The 22,357-nt window shown below is 68.3% G+C and carries 23 protein-coding genes and 1 pseudogene; 14 read left to right on the top strand and 10 right to left on the bottom strand.

Translation table 11 applies throughout. The annotated features are described in order from the left end of the window. Positions 1 to 350: 350 nt before the first annotated feature. Both GV790_RS05355 and GV790_RS05350 read right to left on the bottom strand, forming a co-directional pair. Entirely contained in the window at positions 351 to 560 is a 210-nt protein-coding gene (locus GV790_RS05355) for a DUF397 domain-containing protein (protein WP_163811062.1), read from the bottom strand. Beyond that, positions 547 to 1,437, bottom strand: a complete 891-nt coding sequence (locus GV790_RS05350) for a helix-turn-helix domain-containing protein (protein ID WP_163811060.1) — start codon at positions 1,435 to 1,437, stop codon at positions 547 to 549. The genes GV790_RS05355 and GV790_RS05350 overlap by 14 nt, the downstream gene beginning before the upstream one ends. 246 nt (positions 1,438 to 1,683) lie before the next feature. On the opposite strand from GV790_RS05350, the gene GV790_RS05345 reads away from it, so the two are divergent. The 6 genes from GV790_RS05345 to GV790_RS05320 all read left to right on the top strand — a co-directional run bounded on the left by GV790_RS05345 (position 1,684) and on the right by GV790_RS05320 (position 7,593). Continuing rightward, a complete protein-coding gene (locus GV790_RS05345) occupies positions 1,684 to 1,869 on the top strand; it encodes a hypothetical protein (protein ID WP_163811058.1) in 186 nt (61 codons plus the stop codon). A gap of 2 nt (positions 1,870 to 1,871) precedes the next feature. Next, a complete protein-coding gene (locus tag GV790_RS05340) occupies positions 1,872 to 2,150 on the top strand; it encodes a hypothetical protein (RefSeq protein WP_163811056.1) in 279 nt (92 codons plus the stop codon). A gap of 104 nt (positions 2,151 to 2,254) precedes the next feature. Further along, positions 2,255 to 3,445 (top strand): serine hydrolase domain-containing protein, encoded by a 1,191-nt coding sequence (locus tag GV790_RS05335; protein WP_163811054.1) that lies wholly within the window; start codon positions 2,255 to 2,257, stop codon positions 3,443 to 3,445. Positions 3,446 to 3,513: 68 nt separating this feature from the next. After that, the gene (locus tag GV790_RS05330; RefSeq protein WP_163811052.1) at positions 3,514 to 4,308 is read left to right on the top strand and encodes a CPBP family intramembrane glutamic endopeptidase; all 795 of its coding nucleotides are present in this window, start codon (positions 3,514 to 3,516) and stop codon (positions 4,306 to 4,308) included. 17 nt (positions 4,309 to 4,325) lie between these two features. After that, positions 4,326 to 5,111, top strand: a complete 786-nt coding sequence (locus tag GV790_RS05325) for a MerR family transcriptional regulator (RefSeq protein ID WP_163811050.1) — start codon at positions 4,326 to 4,328, stop codon at positions 5,109 to 5,111. Positions 5,112 to 5,205: 94 nt separating this feature from the next. Beyond that, positions 5,206 to 7,593, top strand: coding sequence for a serine/threonine-protein kinase (locus GV790_RS05320; protein WP_163811048.1), 2,388 nt, complete (start codon positions 5,206 to 5,208; stop codon positions 7,591 to 7,593). A gap of 57 nt (positions 7,594 to 7,650) precedes the next feature. On the opposite strand, the gene GV790_RS05315 is transcribed toward GV790_RS05320, so the two are convergent. Beyond that, positions 7,651 to 8,190, bottom strand: a complete 540-nt coding sequence (locus GV790_RS05315) for a VOC family protein (protein WP_163811046.1) — start codon at positions 8,188 to 8,190, stop codon at positions 7,651 to 7,653. 231 nt (positions 8,191 to 8,421) lie between these two features. Between GV790_RS05315 and GV790_RS05310 the strand changes: the two genes are divergently transcribed. Next, positions 8,422 to 9,387, top strand: a complete 966-nt coding sequence (locus tag GV790_RS05310; protein ID WP_163811044.1) for a GNAT family N-acetyltransferase — start codon at positions 8,422 to 8,424, stop codon at positions 9,385 to 9,387. Here the strand turns inward: GV790_RS05310 and GV790_RS31730 are convergent. Further along, positions 9,384 to 11,012 carry a LuxR family transcriptional regulator gene (locus GV790_RS31730; RefSeq protein ID WP_163811042.1) on the bottom strand — a complete coding sequence of 543 codons (1,629 nt, stop codon included), beginning with the start codon at positions 11,010 to 11,012 and terminating at the stop codon, positions 9,384 to 9,386. The two genes, GV790_RS05310 and GV790_RS31730, sit on opposite strands and share 4 nt — an antisense overlap. 80 nt (positions 11,013 to 11,092) lie before the next feature. Between GV790_RS31730 and GV790_RS05300 the strand changes: the two genes are divergently transcribed. Continuing rightward, positions 11,093 to 11,866 carry an acyl-[acyl-carrier-protein] thioesterase gene (locus tag GV790_RS05300; protein WP_163811040.1) on the top strand — a complete coding sequence of 258 codons (774 nt, stop codon included), beginning with the start codon at positions 11,093 to 11,095 and terminating at the stop codon, positions 11,864 to 11,866. A 50-nt stretch (positions 11,867 to 11,916) separates the two neighbouring features. Here the strand turns inward: GV790_RS05300 and gndA are convergent, their stop codons facing one another. Beyond that, on the bottom strand, positions 11,917 to 13,362 hold the full coding sequence (gndA, locus tag GV790_RS05295; RefSeq protein ID WP_163811038.1) for an NADP-dependent phosphogluconate dehydrogenase: 1,446 nt from the start codon (positions 13,360 to 13,362) through the stop codon (positions 11,917 to 11,919). A gap of 95 nt (positions 13,363 to 13,457) precedes the next feature. Further along, positions 13,458 to 14,093: a TetR/AcrR family transcriptional regulator gene (locus GV790_RS05290; protein WP_163811153.1), complete on the bottom strand. Its 636-nt coding sequence runs from the start codon at positions 14,091 to 14,093 to the stop codon at positions 13,458 to 13,460. A gap of 140 nt (positions 14,094 to 14,233) precedes the next feature. On the opposite strand from GV790_RS05290, the gene GV790_RS05285 reads away from it, so the two are divergent. Continuing rightward, a complete protein-coding gene (locus tag GV790_RS05285) occupies positions 14,234 to 15,175 on the top strand; it encodes a metal-dependent hydrolase (RefSeq protein WP_163811037.1) in 942 nt (313 codons plus the stop codon). After that, the gene (locus GV790_RS05280; protein WP_163811035.1) at positions 15,172 to 16,350 is read left to right on the top strand and encodes a hypothetical protein; all 1,179 of its coding nucleotides are present in this window, start codon (positions 15,172 to 15,174) and stop codon (positions 16,348 to 16,350) included. The genes GV790_RS05285 and GV790_RS05280 overlap by 4 nt, the downstream gene beginning before the upstream one ends. Before the next feature lie 45 nt (positions 16,351 to 16,395). On the opposite strand, the gene GV790_RS05275 is transcribed toward GV790_RS05280, so the two are convergent. Next, entirely contained in the window at positions 16,396 to 16,902 is a 507-nt protein-coding gene (locus GV790_RS05275) for a flavin reductase family protein (protein WP_163811032.1), read from the bottom strand. Between the two features lie 128 nt (positions 16,903 to 17,030). Between GV790_RS05275 and GV790_RS31850 the strand changes: the two are divergent. Continuing rightward, a pseudogene (locus tag GV790_RS31850) lies at positions 17,031 to 17,237 on the top strand (cold-shock protein); the annotation flags it as partial. A 65-nt stretch (positions 17,238 to 17,302) separates the two neighbouring features. Next, entirely contained in the window at positions 17,303 to 17,470 is a 168-nt protein-coding gene (locus tag GV790_RS31845) for a hypothetical protein (RefSeq protein ID WP_228806660.1), read from the top strand. Positions 17,471 to 17,482: 12 nt separating this feature from the next. On the opposite strand, the gene GV790_RS05265 is transcribed toward GV790_RS31845, so the two are convergent. The 3 genes from GV790_RS05265 to GV790_RS05255 all read right to left on the bottom strand — a co-directional run bounded on the left by GV790_RS05265 (position 17,483) and on the right by GV790_RS05255 (position 20,791). Then, positions 17,483 to 19,018 (bottom strand): lipase maturation factor family protein, encoded by a 1,536-nt coding sequence (locus GV790_RS05265; protein ID WP_163811027.1) that lies wholly within the window; start codon positions 19,016 to 19,018, stop codon positions 17,483 to 17,485. Positions 19,019 to 19,099: 81 nt separating this feature from the next. After that, a complete protein-coding gene (locus GV790_RS05260) occupies positions 19,100 to 20,056 on the bottom strand; it encodes a ferritin-like domain-containing protein (RefSeq protein ID WP_163811025.1) in 957 nt (318 codons plus the stop codon). Positions 20,057 to 20,167: 111 nt separating this feature from the next. Then, positions 20,168 to 20,791, bottom strand: coding sequence for a hypothetical protein (locus GV790_RS05255; RefSeq protein ID WP_163811023.1), 624 nt, complete (start codon positions 20,789 to 20,791; stop codon positions 20,168 to 20,170). Positions 20,792 to 20,976: 185 nt separating this feature from the next. Between GV790_RS05255 and GV790_RS05250 the strand changes: the two genes are divergently transcribed. Then, positions 20,977 to 22,074 carry a WD40/YVTN/BNR-like repeat-containing protein gene (locus tag GV790_RS05250; protein WP_163811020.1) on the top strand — a complete coding sequence of 366 codons (1,098 nt, stop codon included), beginning with the start codon at positions 20,977 to 20,979 and terminating at the stop codon, positions 22,072 to 22,074. Positions 22,075 to 22,078: 4 nt separating this feature from the next. Next, the gene (locus GV790_RS05245; protein ID WP_163811019.1) at positions 22,079 to 22,351 is read left to right on the top strand and encodes a MoaD/ThiS family protein; all 273 of its coding nucleotides are present in this window, start codon (positions 22,079 to 22,081) and stop codon (positions 22,349 to 22,351) included. The last annotated feature ends 6 nt before the right edge of the window (positions 22,352 to 22,357 follow it).

Genomic DNA, 22,357 nt, shown 5'->3' with positions numbered 1-22,357 from the left:
ACGTGTCCCTCGATCGAGGGGGTAGATCATCGATTCCACGTGGCGAATGCACCCACCTCGACCGCACTGCGCCGGTGATCCTGTCAGCCGACCAGCAGGTTGCGCGAATCGGGGTACCCGGTACCGGGACGGGGTTGCCAGGTCGCAGGCCGGAAATGCGGGACGAGCATGGTCGGGATCACACCGGGAGGGGCCAACAACTGTCCCACATGGTCCCGGCCTCACGCCGCGAACCGCGCGCCACCACTCGCCCACCTCCGCCCGGCGGCCGTTCGTGCGGAGGCATGAACGGATGGTCCCGCGCCTCGCCAGGACTCACCGCGAACCGGGGCCTCGACCCGAACAGCGGATCAGGGGCGGTCGAACTCGCCCCGGGCAGCACCGCTCAGGAAGGCGTCCCATTCGGCCGGAGTGAACACCAGGGCGGGGCCGGCCGGGTTCTTGGAGTCACGGACGCCGACCATGCCGCCATCGAGGTGGGCGATCTCCACACACAAATTCGCGCTCTCGGATCGGGTGCTTTTGAACCATCGGGCCCCGGACAGGTCAATGCTGTTCACGCTCAAGCTCCTTCGCTATCTCGAGGACCAGCCGCCTGCTATCGTCTTCGTCCGACGCTACACGCTCCAGCCTTACCCACGCGTCCTGATAGCGCCGTATCTCGGGCTTCTGTTCCAGGAACAGATGCCCGACATGTGCTTCGACGTAAGCGACTGGCGGCTCGAGCATTCGCGACGAGGGCAGAGGCGGAAACTCCAGCAATGAGAACGCGCCGACTTGGAGTCCGATGTGTCCGTTCGCGCGCAATGGGATCACCCGGATCGAGATGTTCGACAGGCAACCGATGTCAGCCAGATGATGGAGCTGCCGGGCCATAACGGGAGGTCCACCGACTCGGTGACGTAACGCTGCCTCGGACAGGATCACGTTCAACTCGAATCCGTCCTGTTTCAGCTTGGCCTGTCGTCGCATGGCCAACTCCAACTTCCGCTCCGCATGCTCAGTCGATATGGCGGGATTGTCGGTCCAGATAATGTCCCGCCGGTACTCCTGTGTCTGGAGCAGTCCAGGCAACAGGGTCAACTGGAAGGTCGTTATCTTCCTCGCCGCGTCCTCGAGCGCGAGGTAGTGATTCAACCTGGGCTCGAGCGGAAAAGTCCTCCACCACCCGTTCCCGGCCTTCTTCGCTTCCTCGACCTCCGCCGCCAGCGTCAGCAACCGCTCGCGCTCCGCCGCGCTCGCCCCGTACTCATCGCACAGCGCGTTGACGTATACCCGCGACAACTTCGTCGGTAGCCCGTCCTCCATCCTCCCGATGGTCTGCGGCGACACCTCGATCGCCTTGCCCGCCGCCGTCTGACTCTTGCCCGCCCGCATCCGCAACCTGCGCAGTTCCCGCCCGGCCGCCCGTTGTGGGAGTGTCGACCCCGCTGCCATCTCGTTAGCCTCGCTATCGGATTGTTCGAATTATGGAACGCCCCGCCGTGGAACACATTGTCGTGGCCGGCCCACCGCAGAAATTGGGTGTCTCGACGTAAGAAACCCGATGATGGACATTCCAAAGCCATTGCGCGGCGTGTCTACTGAGCTCAGCTCCAGAGCGCCGGTGCGGGTCCGCCCCAATCGGACCCCGGCTCTCGCGGCACACACCAACCGATGACGAGACCGGAGGTGCTCCCGATTATGAACGCCCTTCCCCCTTTTCGCCACAACGCCGTTCTCAGCATGTCCGTCGAGCTCGCCCACCGGGTGATGCAGGAGCACATCGACTGCCCGATCACCGTGTGCGCCATCAAATCTCAAGCGAAAACGTTACTGGTGCAACACAATCGGATGGCCCCGTCGGATCGCATGAAGTTCGGATACTAGCCGTGGACCGATTGCGCGAGATCGAAATCGCCGTACTCCGTGAAGTGATCGACGCCGTCGATGCCCGCCTCGCCACCATCCCCGGCCTCACCATCCCCCGGTCCCAGGTGTACGCCGCGATCATCTACGCCGTCTTGTCCAGCGCCCGCAGCACCGGCCATTACGGCGCGGGCATGCTCGCCAACGCTCCCCTCCTCGATCGCATCCTCTCCGGCGCCGAAGGCACCGACCACGGCGCCACCATCCTCGCCACCCTGATAGACCTGAACGCCCTCGGCTAGGTGTGGTCCACATCACCGTTGCCATTGACCTCGGGTCAGGGTGGACGCTCCTCGCCACGGCACGAAGCCGACCGGGACACAGCGAAGTACAGGAGCACACCACCATGCCGAACAACCACAACGCCGCCACCGCCCTCGACCCCACCCGGGCGCACAGTGCGGCCATCGAGCCGAATACCGTTGCCGCGCAGGACCGCCCGGAGCTTCGGAAGGCGATGGCGGAGATCGTCGATTCCGGGTTCGTCGGCGTCTCGGTGCGGGTGAACGACGAACGCGGCGAATGGGCAGGCAGTGCGGGGACCGCCGAACTCGGCGGGACCGCGAAGCCGCCGGTCGACGGGCACGTCCGGATCGCCAGCAACACCAAAACCTTCACCGCGGCCCTGGTCCTGCACCTGGTGGCCGAGGGCACGATCGGGCTCGACAGCCCCGCGGTGCACTACCTGCCCGAGTTCGCGCTCGACGAGCAGATCACCGTGCGGATGCTGTTGCAGCACACCAGCGGGATATTCAACTTCACCGGCGAACTCTACGACGACGGGACGGTGGTGCTCGGAATCGCCGCACCGGGCACCCCCTCGGGCGAGGAGTGGGTGGCCGACCGATTCAAGACCTATCGGCCGCAGGAACTGGTGGAGCTGGCACTGTCCAAGCCGACGCGGTTCGCGCCCGGGGCAGGCTGGAGCTACTCCAACACCAACTATGTGCTGGCGCGACTGCTCATCGAGAAGGTCACCGGCCGGTCCTTCGCCGAGGAGATGCGCCAGCGGATCCTGGTCCCGCTCGGGCTCTCGGGCACCGTGGCGCCGGAGACCTCACCGGACATTCCCGAGCCGCACGCCCACGCCTACTACCGATGCACCGGCGACGGCGGGGAGCGAATCGTCGACGTCACCCGTCACAACCCCTCCTGGAACCCGTGCGGCGGCGACATGATCTCGACCACCCGGGATCTGCACACCTTCCTCTCCGCGCTGCTGCGCGGCGAACTGCTGCCGGCCGACCTGCTGGCCGAGCTGTGCGCGCCGCACCCGACCGGCATCCCCGCCATGGACTACGGCCTCGGGGTGTTCATCCGGGATCTTGGCGACGACGGCGGCATCGTGATCACCCACAACGGCGCCCACGCGGGCTACGCGACGCTGATGTACAGCACCCCCGACGGCGCCACGACCATGACCGCGGCCCTGACCTGTGTCGACGATTCCGCCATGTCCATCGCGGTGCCGTTCCAGAACGCACAGCAGCGGCTGCTCGCGGCGGTGTTCGGTGGCCGCCAGCGCCGCGTCCACTGAGTAGCCGGCCCTGGCGGCACCGAGCTCATCCGGCTCGGTGCGGCCACCTACATGGAGGAGTTCTCGTCATGCACACCTCGGCAGACACACGGGCGGGCGGGCTGGTCGAGCGGCTACTGGGCGACCGCCACTGCCTGCCGCTGTCGGTGACTTTGCATCTCGCCCCCGGCGTCCTGATCGTCGCCCTCTATCTGCTGGTCGCGGAACCGTTCGTCGCGGCCATCGGTTTTCCGGCATTTCTGGGATGGGCGATCGCGTTGTGCCTGGTCCTGATTCCGGTCCTGGCCGGGTTGCTGTGGCTGGGCCGCCGGCGCAACGGCCGCGTCTCATTGCGCGGCGTGCTGCAGTACACCGGCAGACCCGTCCCGCGCGCGAAACTGGTGCCGATGGTCATCGCACTCATCGCCTGGATGATGGTGCTCGGGCTCGCGCTGGCACCGCTGAACAATGCCTGCAAGCGCTTGTTCACCTGGCTGCCGTACGCGAATACCGGTGGCAGCGGCAACAACACCTACCTCGACCTGGACGGCTATTCGTACTCGACGCTGCTCACCACGATGGCGATCTGCCTGCCGCTCACCGGAATCGCCCTGCCCCTCATCGAGGAGTTGTATTTCCGCGGTTTCCTGCTGCCCCGTATCGCCCATCTCGGCGGTTGGGCGCCGGTGTGCAACACGGTGTTGTTCGCGATGTACCACTTCTGGTCACCGTGGGTGTTCCTCTCGCGGGTGATCTTCACTTTCCCCGGGTACTGGCTGGCATGGCGGCACAAGGACATTCGGCTGTCGATCGGGATGCACGTCGGCGTCACCTCGCTCGTCGCGACGTCCGGCACGGCCGCCTTCGCGCTCGGCCTCACCTGATGCGGGAGGCTGAGACCATGCGAAACGGAGTCACGATCGGGCAGGCGGCGGCCTTCGTCGGCGTCACCGTGAAGACGGTGCGCCACTATCACAAGCTCGGCTTGGTCGCCGAGCCGCAACGCGACAGCTCCGGATTCCGGCGATACGGATCGGCCGAGTTGTTACGGCTGGTGCGGGTGCGGACGCTGGCCGCGGCCGGGGTGCCGCTGGCCGACATCGGGCCCATGCTCGCCGCCGACGCGCCATCCTTCGCCGCCGCGCTCGCCGACGTGGAGGCGAAGCTCACCGCACGGATCGAGGAGTTGATCGCGCGGCGCGCCACGCTGCGCCGCTTCGCCGACGGCGACCGGGCGCTACTGGGCGACCGCGCCGTCGCGCTGCTGGAACGCATGTCCGACCTGGGCTTTCCGGCCGGCGAGGTGGCCGCCACCCGGGAGGGCTGGGTACTGGCCAAGGCGTTGGTCCCCGGAGGCTTCGAGGCGTACCTCACCGATGTCGAACAGGCGCTCGACGATCCCGGCTACGTCGCGCTGATCCAACGCGCCGCCCACGCCGCGGACTGGGAACCCGACGACCCCCGCATCGACGAGCTCGCCACCGCGATGGCCGAGCACTACTTGGCCAACCCTGCCCATCTCAACATCGTGACCGGCCTGCAAGCAGGCACCGAGGCCGCGACCCGATACCAGCTGATCGCCCACCACGGCGAGGAACAAGGATCGGCCACGGCACGGGCGCTCGCGCTGGTGGAAGCCAAGCTTCGCGCCGCGGGTGTGCGAATTCCCCGACCGGACACGCACTGACGCGCACCGGGATATGCGGCAAGCGCGGCAGCCGACGACTCCCCCGGTATACGGTGTGATCGTTTCACGGATCGCATAGCGGAGGTAACCAGCGGTGGGGGCTTTGGAGCCGGGGTCGGTGTTCGCGGGATACACCATCGAACGCTTACTCGGGGTGGGCGGCATGGGCGAGGTGTATGTCGCCAGGCATCCGCGGTTGCCGCGGTCGGATGCGATCAAGGTGCTCGCGGCGCAGTTCACCCGGGACGAACAGTATCGGCGGCGATTCGAGCGCGAGGCCGACCTGGCCGCCTCGCTCTCGCATCCCGGCATCGTGAGCGTGCACGACCGCGGGGAGTTCGACGGGCGATTGTGGATCTCACTCGCGCTGATCGACGGCGTCGACGTCTCGGCGCTGCTGGCGAACGCGCCGGGCGGGCTGCCGGCCACCGAGGTGGCGCGGGCGATCGCGGAGGTCGCCGACGCACTCGACTACGCGGGTGCGCGCGGACTCGTCCACCGGGATGTCAAGCCCGCGAACATCCTGCTCGCCAGGACCGGCCACTACCTGCTCACCGATTTCGGCATCGCTCGCATGGGTCCGGAGAGTTCCGACCTCACCGGAACCGGAATGACGATCGGCACCATCGCCTACGCCGCGCCCGAACAGATGCAGGGCCTGCCGGTCGGACCACGATCGGACCAGTACGCGCTGGCCGCCACCGCCTTCCATCTGCTCACCGGTACGCAGCCGTTCACCGGGACCAGCCCGGTCGCGGTGATCATGGCGCACGCGCAACAGCCGGTACCGAGCGTGCGTGAGCGGCGGCCCGACCTCGCGCCGCAGGTCGACGCGGTGATCGCGCGGGCGATGGCGAAGAGTCCTGAGCATCGTTTCGCGACCAGCCGGGAGTTCGCGGCCGCCCTCGGACAGGCGCTGGCAGGGTCTGCGCCGCAGCATGCCATCCCCGGCACGGCGAGCGACCGTTACGCGCCGACGGTGGCCAACCCGGCCGGTGGTGCGTTCGCCCCGGCCCCACCTGCCCGGCCACCGGCCGCCGGGCCCACTCCTGCCGTACCGCACCGACCGCCCGGCTCGGTCGGTGCGGGGTCACGATCGGCGCGACCGCACCGGATTCCGCTGGTGATCGCCGGGCTGGTCGTCGCGGTCATCGCGACCATCGGCGCTGTCGTGGGCATTCGGGGGTATCTGCACGATGCCGGCGCCGAGGAAGCCGCGCAGCTGCCCCGGCGCCCGGTGACACCGATCCTGCCGGCACTCGACAAGCGCCCGGATGAACCGGTGTGGACGCTGCAGGAGATTCCCGGGCCGCCGGGCTCGAGCACGCTGAGGGTGTCGGCGGTCGGCGGCGATTCCGAGATCGTGCTGTTCACCCGCACAGTCCGATCGCCGGAGGCGGACTGGGTCGACTACCTCGACATCGTCGACGCGAAGACCGGCAGGCTCGTCGACGGCACCGCGCCCATCCTCCTGGACGACACCGAATCTCACCTGGTCGGCTGTGTCGTGAGCCCGAACCACGCGGCCGTGGCCTGCGACCTGTCCGGCCCCACGGACACCGTCCTGGTGGTCGATATCGCGGCGAGCCGGATCATCGCGACCGTGCCCGCCACCGGCGACGTGTACAGCCTCACCGCCGTCGGTGACCGGTTCGTCTTCGTCGACCGCCCCGACGACCCACTGTCACCGCTGCTGCGCGTCGTCGGGCTGGACGGCCGCGAGCTCGCGCCGCTGAGTGGCACCGATATCGCCGCGACCACACCGTCCGGGCAGCCACGCCATGCCATCGACGTGTTCGGACTGGCCCGGCTGGCCATGGTCACCTCCGCGCCCGATCCGTCGAACCCGTTGTCGAAGTGGGAGTTCCGGGTGATCCGCCTCGACGACGGCGCGGAGATCCTGCGACGCGAGAGCGCCGAACAGTTCGACGACACGTGGAACGTCTTCATCGACGGCTTCGTCCTCGGCGACGGCGATGCACGCGGGATCTACGACCGCAACGGCACCAAAACCGCCGACCTGCCCGCGGGCTGGCGCCCGAGCCAACACCCGTACTACACCCAGCGGGGCCCGGTGGAGACCTCGGTGCCGACGGCCATCAAGACCAATGGCTCCACGACCACCTACGCCGGCATCAGTCCGCGCAATGGGATCGTGCTCTGGGAGCAGCAGTCCTACAGTGGCGACGATCGGCCCGAACATCTGCCGCTGCGCGGAGTCGGAACGCTGCTGGCGACCTACGGGTCGAGCCGGGTGGTGGACGCCTACACCGGTGAGTATGTGATCACCGGCGCCATGTCCGACGACGGCACGCTGCTCGGCACCGACGGCAGCCGAGTCGCCATCGTCACCGAATCGTCCCGCGCGGGCAACAGACTTCAGGTGTGGGACAGCGAAGGGCAGGTCTGGGACATCACCAGTGAGCAGACCGCGGTAGCGGTCGGCGACAAGATCTACCTCGGGAATCTGCGGCTGTTCTGACGGCGGCCGCACCGCTGCGTCGCCCGGCCTCGGCGCATTCTGCCGGCCCGGGGCTGTTCACGAACCCCGTTGCGCGGCATCACGTTCCGCGATCCGGGCCCACACCGACGGATCGGTGCGCGGACCACCCTCGGTATCCGCGCCGTAACGCTCGATCTCGGCGTCGATATCCAGCGGCCCCGTCAACGAGGCACCGGGACGCAACGCCTCCTCGACCCGCGCATCGGGCACCAACCAGCACACCTCGAACTCGATGCCGTCCGGGTCGCGGCCATAGAGCGCCTTGGTCGAACCATGATCGCCGGAACCGGTGAGCGCACGCGCCCCGGCCAGCTTCGTCCGCATGGCGGCGAGCTCGGCCAAGGTGTCGACCTCCCACGCCACGTGGTACAGCCCGACCGAACCGGGCGGTGCGGCCGCGGCGTTGCGCGCCTGGAACAGACCGAGGTCGTGATCGTTGGCCGAACCGGCGTGCCGGAGGAACGCGCCGCCCGGGAATCCGGTGGGCAGCCGTTCGAAACCGAGGACGCCCTCGTAGAAGGCGAGACTGCGCTCCAGATCCGACACGTACAGCACAGCATGATTGATTCCGCGCATGCCCGGCCTCCTCGACCGATCGTTCCACCGTCTCCGGCGCGCCGTCGACGCGCGGACACCCCGTTCCCCTTCCATACTCCCCCGGCCTCGCGTTTCACCACGCATCGCCTCCCGAAGATCGGGATCGCCGTCCACCGGACGACTGTGGGTACTTCACCTCATTGCCGAGCACCGGCCGAATGGGCCGTTCACCCGATGCGGCAGCCCCGGCCCCGGCCCTACCGTTCGGATATGAGCACTGCGACAACGAACCGGTACGCCTCGGGGACCGCCTACCGGACACTGAGGGAATCAGACCTGGCGGAAGCGGATTCGATCTTCCGCCTTGCCTTCGGCACCTTCATCGGACTCCCCGATCCGATGACGTTCGCCCAGAGCGCCGACCTGGTGCGCACCCGGTGGACAGTCGATCCGAGCGCCGCCTTCGCCGCCGTCGTGGACGGCCGATTGGCCGGCTCCAATTTCGGCATCCGCTGGGGCAGCGTCGGGGTCGTCGGTCCATTGACGATCCACCCCGAATTCTGGGATCGCGGCCTCGGGTCGCTGCTGATGGAGCCGGTGATGGAGCGCTTCGCCGCCTGGGGCACCACCCTCCAGGGGTTGTTCACCTTCGCGCAGAGCCCCAAACACGTCGAGCTCTACCGCAAATTCGGCTTCTGGCCGCGCTATCTCACCGCGATCATGCGCAAACCCGTGCAGCGCACCCAGCCGGCACCGGGGTGGATGGCCTACTCCGAATTGTCCGGAGCCGAGGAGCCGACGGTGCTCTCGATGTGCCGCACCCTGACCGACTCGGTGTACGAGGGGTTGGATCTGTCGGGCGAAATGACTCGTAGCCGCACCCACGGCGACACCGTGCTGATCATGGACGGCCGCTCGGTGACCGGGATGGCGGTCTGCCACCTCGGCGCAGGCACCGAAGCCGGCGAGGACGTCTGCCTGGTGAAGTTCGGCGCCGTCAGCCCGGGGCCGGGCGCGGGCGAACGTTTCGAACAACTCCTCGACGCCTGCGAGGACCTCGCCGCCGAACGCGGAGCCGGGGTGATGGAAGCGGGCACGAACCTGGCGCGCACGCACGCCTACAGCACCATGATCGCGCGCGGTTACCGCACCTACCTGCAGGGCATCGCCATGCACCGTCCCGGCGATCGCGGCTACAGCCATCCCGAGGCCTATGTGATCGACGACTGGCGTTAGGCGAGATCGTGCCGGTAGGCGTAGGCCGTCGCGGCGGCGCGGGAAGAGACTCCGATCTTGGTGAAGATATTGCCGAGATGGCGGGCGATCGTCTTATCGCTCAGGGAAAGCGACTCCGCGATGGCGTGATTGGTCATCCCGCCGGACACCAGGCGCAGCACCTCGACCTCACGTGCGGTCAGGCCCGCGGGCAACGACGACGGTCCTCGATCCGCGCGCATCGCCTCGGTGGCCTCGACGTCGGGCACCGCACCCAGCCGAGCGAACATCGACCCGCAGGTGTCCCATTCCACGCCCGCGGCCTCCTCGTCACCTGCCGAGTGGCAGGCCGCGCCGATCAGTCGGCGGGTGCGCGCGAGTTCGTAGGGCATGTCGAGGTCCGACCAGATCCGCGCCGCGGTCCGTAGCGCCGGGAGCGCCGCGGCCGGATCGTCTTCGGCCAGGTGCAGCGCACCGCGCGCGTAGGCGGCGCAGGCCCGCACCGCCGGACCGAGATCGGCCAGCGCCTCCAGCTCGGCCACCACCTGCTGCGCCCGCGCGTACTCCCCCGCGGCCAGCGATAGTTCGGCCAGGGCAGGCAACAGTTTCGCGCGGGCGAGGCGATCGGCGGGCCGTTCGGCCAAGGCTCTCGCCAGCCCCGCCGCCGCGGCGCCGGAGCGTCCCTGCGCGGCGCGCAGCAAGGCCATCCCGGGCTGGACTTCGCTGCCGTACCGGCCGGCGTGCGCGAACGCCTCTTCGGCGCCCGCGAGATCGCCGACAAGTCGCCGGATCTCACCGACCTGGTACCAGGCGCGGCCCGCGTCCATCGCGACGGTGCCGTTCTGCTCCCGGCAGGCCAGCCGGGCCTCGCGTTCGGCCTCGATCCACGACCCGTGCAGCCACAGGATCACCGCTCGGTGCATCCGGCACGATCCCGACATCGGCGTGCCGACCGGGCGCGAACCCGCCCACTGCTCGAACGCCGACGTCCACGCCTGCGCCCTGGCGATATCGGAGATCGCCTCGCAGACACTGATCGAGCTGCAATAGATGCCCGCACTGAGCAGCGGACTGCGCACCTCACCGGAGACCACGGCGAGCATCGCTTCATCGAGCAGAGCCACAGCGGACGCGATATCGCCGAGGGCAGCCCGGGCCCGTCCCTGCTGGTGCAGACCGTAATCGACCAGATCGCGATCGCCGTAACGTTCGCCGAGCGCGGTGACGCGGCGCCCGAGTTCCAGCGAAAGGTCGAGATTGCCGGCGAAGTAATTCGCCTCGGCCTCGGCCAGGCACACATAGCCGTGCGCCGCGCATTCGGGTTCGGCGGCGAGCAGGCGCTGCGCGCGGGCCAGCCACCCCATGGCCGCGGCGATATCGCCGTGCAAACTCAGCACGAGGTGGATGCGATAGGCACACAGTGCGGCCTCGCGGTGCGCGCCATCATGCACGTACTGCGCGTACAGCCCACCGCGCAGGTCGACGCTCTGCTCGGTGTGCCCGAGCAGGTGGGCGCATTCGGCGAGGATCTCCTGATCCGCGGCGTCGAGCTCGCCGGTGTCGGCCGCCCGGCCCAGCACCGCGTACGCCTCGTCCCACGCGGCGGCGCGGAATGCGGTTCGGCCTCGCTCGACATCAGCGACCACACCAACACGGTCCCCCTCGCCGCGCGTGCACGCAAGGGTCGCCGGCGCTACGCTGGCCCGCGACCTGCGAAAGGAGCCGCATGAGCACTGCCACTGCCGACCGGCTGGCCCAGATCGCGTTCCCCCTGACACCGTGCCCGGACGAGAACCGGGCCTTCCACGAGCATTGGCCGGTGCGCCTCGGCGACACCGACGGCGAGGAGCGGCTACGGCTCGACGCGGTCGCGCGGTACCTCCAGGACATCGGCTACGACCACCTCCAGGTGGTCGACGACGGCGATCTGCATCCGGGTTGGATCGTGCGCCGCACCGTCATCGATGTGCTGGCACCCATCGAATTCGGTGACCGGGTGCATCTGCGGCGCTGGCCCTCGGCGCTGTCGAACCGGTGGTGCAATATGCGAATCCAGGTCCGTAGCGAGAACGGCGGGCTGATCGAGACCGAGATGTTCCTCATCCACGTCGATATCGAGGCCGGGCGCCCGGCCCGGATGACCGACCGCTTCATGGCGCCGATGCTCGCCGCCACCGATCAGCACCGGCTGCGCTGGCGGCCCGCGCTCGCCGAACACACCGGCGCGGACGGCGAGGGGCGGCCGTTCCCGCTGCGGGTGACCGATGTGGATCGCTACGGCCACGTCAACAACGCGGTGCACTGGGAGGCGGTCGAAGAGGCCCTCGCCCGCTACCCCGACGCCCCGGCCCCGCCGTACCGGGTGATCCTCGAACACGCCGGGCCCGTCATGGCCGGCGACGAGGTGCTGATCCGCTCCTGGCAGAGCCGGGACGGACTGCACGTCCAACTCGAAGTCGACGGCAGCGCAAGGACTTTGGCGCGCATCGAACGCGTCTGAGCCGGACAGGAGGTCGGAGCGGACGTGCCGCCGCTCCGGCCTCCCCGCCCTCAGCTGGTCTGGATCTCGCTGCGATCCCCGCTCCACAGCGTGTGGAACTTGCCCTCGGCATCGATGCGCTCATAGGTGTGCGCACCGAAGAAATCGCGCTGGCCCTGGGTGAGGGCGGCGGGCAGGCGTTCGGCGCGCAGGGCGTCGTAGTAGGACAGCGACGATGCGAACGCCGGCACCGGGATGCCGAGCAGGGTCGCGGTGGCGACCACTCGGCGCCAGCTGTCGATCGCGGTCTCGATGGCCTCACGGAAGTAGGGGGCCAGGATCAGGCTCTCCAAGTTCGGGTTCTCGTCGTAGGCCTCCTTGATCCGGTTCAGGAACCGGGCCCGGATGATGCAGCCGCCGCGCCAGATGGTGGCCAGATCGCCCGGCTTCAGACCCCAGCCGTACTCGGCGCTGCCCGCCGCGATCTGATCGAAACCCTGTGCGTAGGCGACGACCTTGGAGGCGTAGAGCGCGCGGCGGATGTCCTCGGTGAAGGTCTCCACATCGGTGGGCTTGTCGGCGAGCGTGCCCGAGGCCAGGCCCTTGGCGGCGGCACGCTGGGCACGCGAACCGGACAGCGCGCGGGCGAAGACGGCCTCCGCGATACCGGTGACGGGAATGCCCAGATCGAGGGCGGACTTCACCGTCCAGCGGCCGGTGCCCTTCTGCTCGGCGGCGTCCACGATGACGTCGACCAGCGGCTTCCCCGTCTTGGCGTCCACCTGGTTCAGCACCTCCGCGGTGATCTCCACCAGGTAGCTCTCCAGATCACCGGAGTTCCACTGGGTGAACACATCGGCGATCTGCTTGGCATCGAAGCCGAGCGCCTCGCGGAACAGGTGGTACGCCTCGCCGATGAGCTGCATATCGGCGTACTCGATGCCGTTGTGCACCATCTTCACGAAATGCCCTGAACCGTCCGGGCCGATGTGGGTGCAGCACGGGACGCCGTCGACCTTCGCGGCCACCGATTCCAGCAGCGGCCCGAGCGATTCGTAGGACTCGGCGGGCCCGCCCGGCATGATCGACGGCCCGTTGAGCGCGCCTTCCTCACCACCGGAGATGCCCGCGCCGACGAAGTTGAGCCCGCGCTCGCGCAGCGACGCCTCGCGCCGGATGGTGTCGGTGTAGAGGGCATTGCCGCCGTCGATGATGATGTCGCCGGGCTCCATGGCCGCGGCCAGTTCCTCGATGACGGCGTCGGTGGCCTCACCGGCCTTCACCATGATCAGCACCCGGCGCGGCTTCTCCAACGCCGCGATCAGCTCCTCGATCGACTCCGTGCGCACGAAATCACCATCACCGCCGTGCTCGGCCAGCAGGGTGTCGACCTTGGCGATACTGCGATTGTGCAGGGCGACGGTGTAGCCGTGCCGCGCGAAGTTCCGGGCGATATTGCTGCCCATGACCGCGAGGCCGGTGACCCCGATCTGTGCGCGCGCGGTGGGAGATGTCATCGGCGGGTTCTCCTTGTCGATCGAGCTCTGTGTCAACCCACGCAGTCTAGGCAGCGCGCCGGCAGCGCCGCGGCCCGCGCTCGGTCCCGGCGGCGCTACCGGCCGAGCGCACCGGCGCCGGCGGCGAACTCACGTTGCGCGGAGATCGAGGCGCCCATCCAGCGCCGCAGGTAGGCGCGCAATTCGTGCTCGGTGCGCGGCGGGTTGCCCGGGGACACCAGGAACGAGTGCATGGTGCGGAGGACGAATTCGACCAGTTCTTCCAGGGCGGGTTCGTCGTAGCCGTGGCGGGCCCAGTCGACGTCGAAGCGGTGGATCATCGTCATACCGAACGACTTGGCCTGTACCGAGGTCATGCTGTCGGGGTCGATGGTCGAGTACGAGCTCGTCAGCACGATGGCCAGGTGCGGGGTGCGGCGCACGTCGGCCAGGGTGAACAGGGCGGCTTCGGTCATCGCCTCGGCCGGATCGTCCAGGCCGGCGACGTGGGCGGCCAGCCGGTCGAGGAATCCGTCGACCGAGGCGATGGCGGCTGCCGTCAGCAGCGATTCGGCGCTGGGGAAATAGCGGTAGACGGTCTGGCGGATGACTCCGAGGGCGTCGGCGACATCGGCGATGCTGACCGCCGCACCGGTGCGGCCGATCAACTCCACCGCGGTGGCGACGATGCGCCGGTGCGCTTCCTCGTCGTCTTTCGGCGGACTCCCGCCCCATCCGCGTCTGCGCGCCACCGAGCGGACATTACCACCGCCATGTCCGGGTCCGGCGATCTTCACAAAGTAATCATACAAGCGGATGCTTGGTTGTATGGTTACGTGCAGAGCGCTGCTCCGCGCAGCGACCGCCCCATCCCCGACGCGAGGTACTCCCTGTGACGAATGTGCAGCCCCGAAAGATGGATTTCGGATTCGAGGACGCGGATGTCCCGTTCCTGTGGAACCCGCAGAACCCGGCCTGGTCGAGCATGTCGAACGCGGTCTCGTTCCTGGCCGTCGGCTTCGAGAAGATGATCGTGAAGCTGATCATGCAGCTCAAGCCGGTATTCACCGACCCGGAGGTGGCCGCGGAAGCCACCGCCTTCATGCGCCAGGAAGGCCATCACTCGACCGCGCACCGTCAGCACGTCAAGGCGCTGATCAAGAAATATCCCGGGCTGCAGAACACCCTCGACGCGGTGATCGGCGAGTTCGATCTACTCACCGAGGCCACCTCACAGAACTACCGGCTCGCCTACACCGCCGACCTGGAGGCCACCTTCACGCCGGTGTTCAAGCTGATGCTCGACAACGAGGACACCCTGTTCCGCCCCGGTGACGACCGGGTGGCCTCGCTGTTCATCTGGCACTTCGTCGAGGAGGTCGAGCACCGCAGTTCCGCGCTGATCCTGTTCAACGCCGTGGTCGGCGACGAGCTCTACCGGATGCGGATGGCGCCGTCGATCTTCGCGCACGTGATGAAGGTGATCCGGATCGCCTGCATGGGCTTCAATCAGCATGTGCCGCTCGCCGACCGCCAGGTCGATGCCATGGCGATGTTCGCCCGCCACCGCGCCAAGCAGAAGGTGCTGACCGCCTTCGCCCCCTACCTGACCAAGGGCCCGATGCCGCGCGCGTTCGACGGGCTCCCACGCAAGGAACAGCTCACCGCACTGGCCGGTGTGTTCCGCAGCCAGATGCCCAAGCACGACCCGACCCACGAGAACCTGCCCGAACTGGCCGATCGGTGGTTCGCCCGCTATGACGCCGGCTACGACTGCACCCGCTGGTACACCGCGGACCAGAACACCTCCGTCGCCTCGGCGGTGAACTCATGAGCGATCTGTGTACCCCGACCTTCGCCGATCTCGCCGAGCGCATGGGCTTTTCCTGCGCGGAGACCGGCGGGCTGGTCGAGTTCCGCAATCCGGCCGGGCTGGAGAACTGGACGCTGCTCGCGCTCGAGGTCACCATCGTCCTCGGCTCGGTGCTCGCGCTGCTCTACGCGATCATGCGGCTGCGCAAACACGGTGACCCGACCAACCTGGTGCTCTGGTTCGGCGCCACCGCCTACCTGTTCGTGATCGAACCGCCACTGTATTTCCCCGGCGCGTTCGGCATCGACGAGCATGTGGACACGATGTTCGCGCACAACCTGTTCACCGTGGAATTCCTCTGGGGCAGGCTGCCGCTCTACATCATCGCGATCTATCCGTTCATGGCGACGGTGGCCTTCGAAATCGTGCGGATGCTCGGGATCTTCCGCCGCCACGGCGTGCTGCTCGGTGCGGCGTGCGTCGGTTTCGTGCATCACGCGTTCTACGAGATCTTCGACCACATCGGTCCGCAGCTGCGCTGGTGGGAGTGGTCGCTGGACAACCCCATCAACCAGCCGTTCTTCGATGCGGTGCCGCTGCCGAGCGTGGTGGTGTTCGCCGCGCTGTGGCCGATGTCGCTGGCCTTGTGTGTGCAGTACTTCGTGGGCCGCCACGTCGACGCGGGCACGACGTTCACCGGACCACAACTGGTGTGGCGCACCGTGGTGATCGGCCTGCTGGCCTCGGTCGGCACGTTCGTCCTGCCGCTGCCCGCCACGATCATCGGGATCGGCAGCGACTCCGTGCGCGGATTCGTCTACGCCGCAGAGCTCGTCGTGCTCTCGGTGGTGGCGGCGGTGCTCATCTACCGGCAGTGGGCGGCGTTGCGCGCGGGCACCACGCGGGCATACGGGTACCGCAATCGATTCGTGCAGGGGTACGCCCTGGTGTATCTGGCTGTGATGGCGTTGCTGTGGGCGTCGGCGTTGCCCGACTTCTTCGGCGCCGTGGACGGCGTGACGGCCGACGGCGACCCGATCGGCAATCTCTGGTACACGATCGGCTGTTTCGTGATCGCCGTTGCTGCCGTCGCGGCCACTTTCACGGTGCCGCAAGCGGAATCGGGCGCCGAGATCCGGGCCGAGCAGGAGACGGCACCGGCGAAGGCGGAAATCTCGGCGACCGAACCCGCCTAGCAGGCAACGGTTCTCGAACGCGCCGCCGCTCGTCGCGACACGTCGTCAGGCTTCATGGCCCGGCGTCAGATCGGCCACTGCCCGAAGGTGCAGCGCCGACGAGGTCGCGGTGGGCGGCGGCGCCGTCGCGGTCATCGGCTCGAGCAGATGACCGACATGATCGCCGAAATCGCTGCGGGCGATGACCCGCCCGGCGAACCAGCCGGCCGCCCCGTCGAGGATCGGCAAGCCGTGCGGGCCGCCGGACCACGCGCACCGCGCGAACTTGTCGGTGGAATCTCCCGTCGTCGACCCGAACAGACGCGCCAGATCGAACTGGTCGCCGGTGAGCAGATGCACGGCGAGATATCCCGCGCGGCGGGCGATCCGGTAGGTGTGATTGTTCTTCGACACCGCCACCAGAAACCGGCGCGGCGTGATGCCGACTTGGCCGGCGAAGCCGACCAGACAGCCGGCCCTTCGACCGTCGGCGACGGTGGTGACCACCCACATCGGACTGTCCGCGGCGGCGATGAGCGCATCGAACGCCTCGTCGACCTCTTCGTGCGACATCACGCCTCCTGCCCGCTCGCAGCGTCCGGCCCCGCCGCAACGATAACGCCCCTGCCGCAGCACATGTCGGATGTCGCGGGCGCCGCACCGACTTGAAACTCCGCTGACCCGAGTGCTATAAGAAATCTATGTCGGATGGCATAGGTTATCTGTGGCGGCACGGCACTGTGGCCTGGTTCAACGCGGAGAAGGGATTCGGGTTCCTCTCCCCCGATGACGGCACCGAGGCGGTCTTCGTCGATTTCTCCGCGATCGAGACCACCGGCTACAAGACCCTGTCCGCCGGACAGCCCGTCGTTTTCACCACCACGCACACCCGCAGCGGTCCCGAAGCTGTGCAGGTTCGCCCGTACACGCGGTCACCGCACCGTCCGCACCGATCCCGGCCGGAAGGAATCCGATGGCACCACAGCACGCGCACCACTACATCCTCACCTTTCTCGCTTGCCTCACCGTCCTCGCCGCCCTCGGTACCGCACCGGTGATCCTGATCGGGCTCAGCCTGCTGGCCGCCACGGCGATGCTGGTCGCGCTGGTCGTCGATACCGGGGCATCGACCGGCCATTAGCGGCGATGCCGATCAGCAGCGGGGTGGGCGCGGCCGCTTGTCACGACTGGAGTCGCGGCTTCCGGCGGTCCGGCCGGACTCCTGCTCGCCCTCGGCGGAGGCGCGCGCGTCCGCTGCGGCCTGGCGGGTGCTGAGCAGGGCGGCCGGCGGCATGTACTCGTCGATCAGCTCGCGCGACCACCATGCCCCGGTGCGGCGCCGTTCCGCGAAGGAAGTGAACCGGTAGACGTACAGCAGGGCGCGCACGTACTTCGGCGGTCGCCGCGGGAACGGATTGGCGCCGAGGAGCCGCAGCGTCGCCGGATCGCCGTGCAGCAGGTGGACCATCAGGTTCAGGAACCAGGTTTCGGCGTAGCGGTTCGACATCGCCGCGAACCACATCATCCAATCCAGCCGCAGGTGATACGGCGCCACCTGGCGCGGGCGCCGGGTCGGGGTGCCGGGTTTGCCTTTGAACTCGTAGGGCTTCCAGGTGGGATCGGCGTCGGGGTCGTCATCGGTGCCTTCGATCACGATCTCGAACCGGGTGCGGGTGATGTGGCCGAACAGGCCGTAGGTGTTGCCGAGGTAGAAGCGGTTGAACGCGGCGTTCATCACCTGGTCGCGCGAGGCCATATTGCGCACGGGCGCCCAGCTCGCGGCCACCATCACCACGGCGACCACCGTCACGAGGACGGTGAACCAGACCGGCCCATCCGCGGCCGGGGCCGGCTCGACCGGCAGGATCGCGTTCAGCAACCGACCATCGAGGGCGAGGGTGGCCAGGGCGATCGTCAGCAGATTCAGCCACGCGAAATTGCCGCTGACCATCAGCCACAGCTGGGTCACGATGATGATCACCGCCGACACCGACGCGATCGGCTGCGGGCACAGCAGCCCGAACGGCACGATCAGCTGCGCGACATGGTTTCCCACCACTTCCAGGCGATGCATCGGCTTGGGCAGATGGTGGAAGTACCAGCTGAACCGGTTCGGCAGCGGCTGGGTCTCGTGGTGGTAGTACAGGGCGGTGCGGTTACGCCAGGCCGGATCATTGCGGATCTTGATCAGGCCCGCGCCGACCTCGAGCCGCACCAGCACCCAGCGCAGCAGCAACACCACCAGGATCGGCGGCGCGGTGCCGGCGTTTCCCAGGAAGATCGCCAGGAACCCGACTTCCAGCAGCAGCATCTCCCACACGAAGCCGTAGAACACCCGCCCGGCGTGCACGAAGGATAGATACAGCACCCACAGGGTCGCCCAGATCGCCATGGCCACCGGCAGCGCGACGACATCGAGCACACCGGCCACCACCGCCGCGGACAACGCGACGCCCAGCCCGGCCAGCGCCACCGCCATCCGATCGGAGTAGTGCAGCTGGAACAGGCTGGGCGCGCGCCGGAAGCCCGCCGCCCGCAGATACCGGCGCGCCGGAAGCAATCCATGGTCGCCGCACAGCGCCCGGAACTGGGCCAGCGTCGATAGGAAGGCGACCAGGTACACCAGCCCGAGCAGTCGCTCGAAGATCAGCCGGGCCAGTATGTAACCGGAGTCGTACAACCCGAACATCGCGCCGATCGCCTCGGTTCGACCTCACCGTCTGTGAAGGAAAACACCTGATCGGGCGGTGTTCTTCCGGAACGCCGCCGCTCAGGTGATGCCGGTGACCTCCTGCGCGATCCCGGCCAGCCGGGTCTGGGCGGCCGAGACCACACCCTGGCGGTTCTTGTTCGCCTCCTCATAGGCCACGACCGCGCGCACATCGGCCGGATCGGTCAGCTCCTTGATCGCGGCCACCGCCTCGCCGACGTTCAGCTCGTCGTAGTCCGCGATCGGCAGCTCCTCCGGTTCGAGGGTTCCGGTGACGGCACGCAGTGAGTGCACGGCATCGGCGGCCGACTCGGCACCTTCACGCCGGACCACCCGCTCGGCGGTTTCCAGCGCCGCGTCCCGCGAGGCGGTGAGCGTCTTGACGGCGACGTCACCGGCGTGCGCGCCCTGCGCGAGCAGATCGCCGAGCGCGGGCGGAGTCGCGCGGACGGTGTCCACCACGCGGTCCAGGCTGCGGGCCGACCAGGTGACCGGCAGGTTGACCAGTTTGACCGCGGTGCCCGCGGCCGCCTGGAGCGGGGTGCGGCGCAGCGCGGCGGGGCCGCCGAGGGCGTCCTCGGCCAGCACGGTGGTGAGCCAGTCGACGGTCGCCGAATGGGCGGTGATCAGCCGGTCGGCCAGCGACACGATGTCGGGGAGTTTGTCGGCGGTGGCGAGGGCCTTGATGTAGCGGGCCCGGTCGAGCAGCTGGTGTTCGAGGGTCAGATCACCGAGCAGCGCTTCCTCGAACGGCTGAGCCTGTTCGACCATCGCCTTGATCGCGGCGCCCGCGCGGCCGAGGAACGGGCCGATCAGCGGTGGCACACCACCGAGTTCGCGCACGGCGGCCTCGATGGCCTCGGCGCGGGCGCGGGCATTGTCGGCGTTCTCGGACAGTTCGCGATGCACCGCCTCGGTGCGGGCCTGCGCGAGCCGGGTTTCGGCGATCTGGATTTCGGTGTTGGTCAAGTCGAGGACAGCGCGAAGCTGCGCCAGAAGAGTTGCGGTGTTGCTCATGCGGGTCTCGTCCCTTTCGGAATATCCGGTATGGGTCGGCGCGACGCTGCACCGTTACCGGGACTACCCCGGTCCGCCGAGCAGTAACAGGCGTTCCCGCAGCCCGCGGGATCAGCAGATCAGGTTCACATCCGCGGAGGGTGCGAAGGACACGTGCACGTGGTCGTAGTGGTTGGCGGTGGCGCTGCCGCGGTCTTCCATGAACGACCAGCCGCTGCCGTCGTTGTAGCGTTGCTGCCAGATCACGTAGGTGACGCCGAAGCGCTCCTTGTTCGCGAGCACGAAGTTCGCGATCGCGTCACCGTGTGCTCGATCGGAGGTCATGAAGTCCAGCGCCAGGCCGGCGCCATGGTCGTCGTTACCGCGGCCGATCGCTCCGCCGATGTCGGCGACGGCGAAGGTCTTACCGATCAGATTGCCCACTTGCGCCACGTGCGGTAGTGCGCCGGCGAGCACCGATGGGCACGGTGTGTGCTGACTCGCCGACTTGGCCATCAGCGCCGGATCGGCGGCGGCCACCTGATGGACCGGAGCGGGGGCAGGCAGGGTGGGCGCGGCCGCCGTTGCCGGATTCCTGGCGGGCTCCGGCCGGGCATCGGCGACGGGCGCGGGCTGCGCGGCCTGCGTCGATCCCATCTCCACCGACACGATGCCGATAACCGTGGCCGCGACGCCGCAGACGGCCAGGGGCGCGAGTTTTCGGGTTGCGGCCGGTTTGCGATGTTGACCGGGCATGAAACTCGACCACCGCCTACTCTCGGGAACAGATCACGGCTAGATTACGAAACCATCGCGGAAATGTCACGTCGGACGCGCCGGTGCGGTCGCGGGTGTCGCCTCGATCCGTTTCGGACTGGTTCCGGCGCGCCCGGGAGTACGCTCACACCCGTCGGCGTGGCGGTGACCCTTGGAGGTCGGCTATGGACGTGATGCTCGGAATCGGAACGCGCAAGGGCCTGTTCCTGGCGCGCAGTACCGACGGCCGGTCGAGCTGGGAGGTGAGCACCCCGCAGTTCCCGGTCGCCGACGTGAAGGCGCTGGCCATCGACACCCGTGGCCGGCGCCCGCGCCTGATCACCGGCGTGCTGAACAGCCATTTCGGGCCGACCATGGTCTCGAGCGACGATCTCGGCGAGACCTGGACCGAGCCGGACGACGCACCGCTGGCGTTCCCGGAGGACACCGGAGCAGCACTGGAAGGGGTGTGGCAGATCGCACCGGCCACCGCCGCGGAACCGGACGTGGTGTACGCGGGAGTGGAACCGGCGGCGTTGTTCCGATCCACCGACGGCGGACGGACATTCGAGCTGGTCCGGGGCTTGTGGGAGCATCCGCATCGGCCGCAGTGGCAGCCCGGCGGCGGCGGTCTCGCACTGCACACGGTGCTCGCGCATCCATCCGACACCCGGCGGCTCGCCGTCGCCATCTCCACCGGCGGCGTCTACCAGAGCGATGACGGCGGCGCGTCGTGGACACCGACGAACAAGGGTGTGGCCGCCGACTTCATGCCGGACGAGGTGCCGGAGTGGGGCCAATGCGTGCACAAGGTCGCTCGCGACGCCGAAACCCCGAGCACGCTGTATCTACAGAATCACGGCGGCGTGTTCCGCAGCGTCGACGACGGCATCAGCTGGCAGCGCATCGACGCCGGGCTGCCGCCGTCCAATTTCGGTTTCCCGATCGTCGCGCATCCGCGCCGGGCCGGCGTGATCTACACCTTCCCGCTGGACGCGGAGATGGAACGGTTCCGTTTCCCGCCGGACGCGCGCTGCGCGGTCTACCGCAGCGAGGACGGCGGCGACACCTGGTCCGCGCAGACCGACGGCCTGCCGCAGGTGCCGTTCTGGGCGGCGGTCATGCGTGACGCCATGTGCGCCGACGACGCCGACCCGACCGGCATCTATATCGGCACCCGCAACGGCGAGGTCTATTGCAGCCCCGACGAGGGCGACCACTGGCAGCTCGTGGCCGACAAACTGCCCGACGTGCTGTGCGTGCGCGCCGCGGTGATCGGATAGCGGTATGGCGACCGTCCGGCTGCCATCGGTGCTGCGTCCGTACGCGGGTGGCGAGCGGGAACTCGAGGTCGACGCGGCGTCGCTGCGTACCCTGCTCGACGATGTGCGCGAGCGGTTCCCCGCGCTGGAGCGCCGGCTGCGCGATGAGAGCGGGCGGTTGCGCCGGTACGTGAATTTCTACGTCGACGGCGACGAGTGCCGCACCCTCGATGGCATCGATACCCCCTTGAAGTCCGGCAGCGAAGTGATGATCATTCCGGCGGTAGCCGGCGGATAGCTCACC

Source organism: Nocardia cyriacigeorgica (genome assembly GCF_010858045.1).
GTDB classification, from domain to species: domain Bacteria; phylum Actinomycetota; class Actinomycetes; order Mycobacteriales; family Mycobacteriaceae; genus Nocardia; species Nocardia cyriacigeorgica_E.
This window is presented reverse-complemented; position numbering and strand designations above follow the sequence as displayed.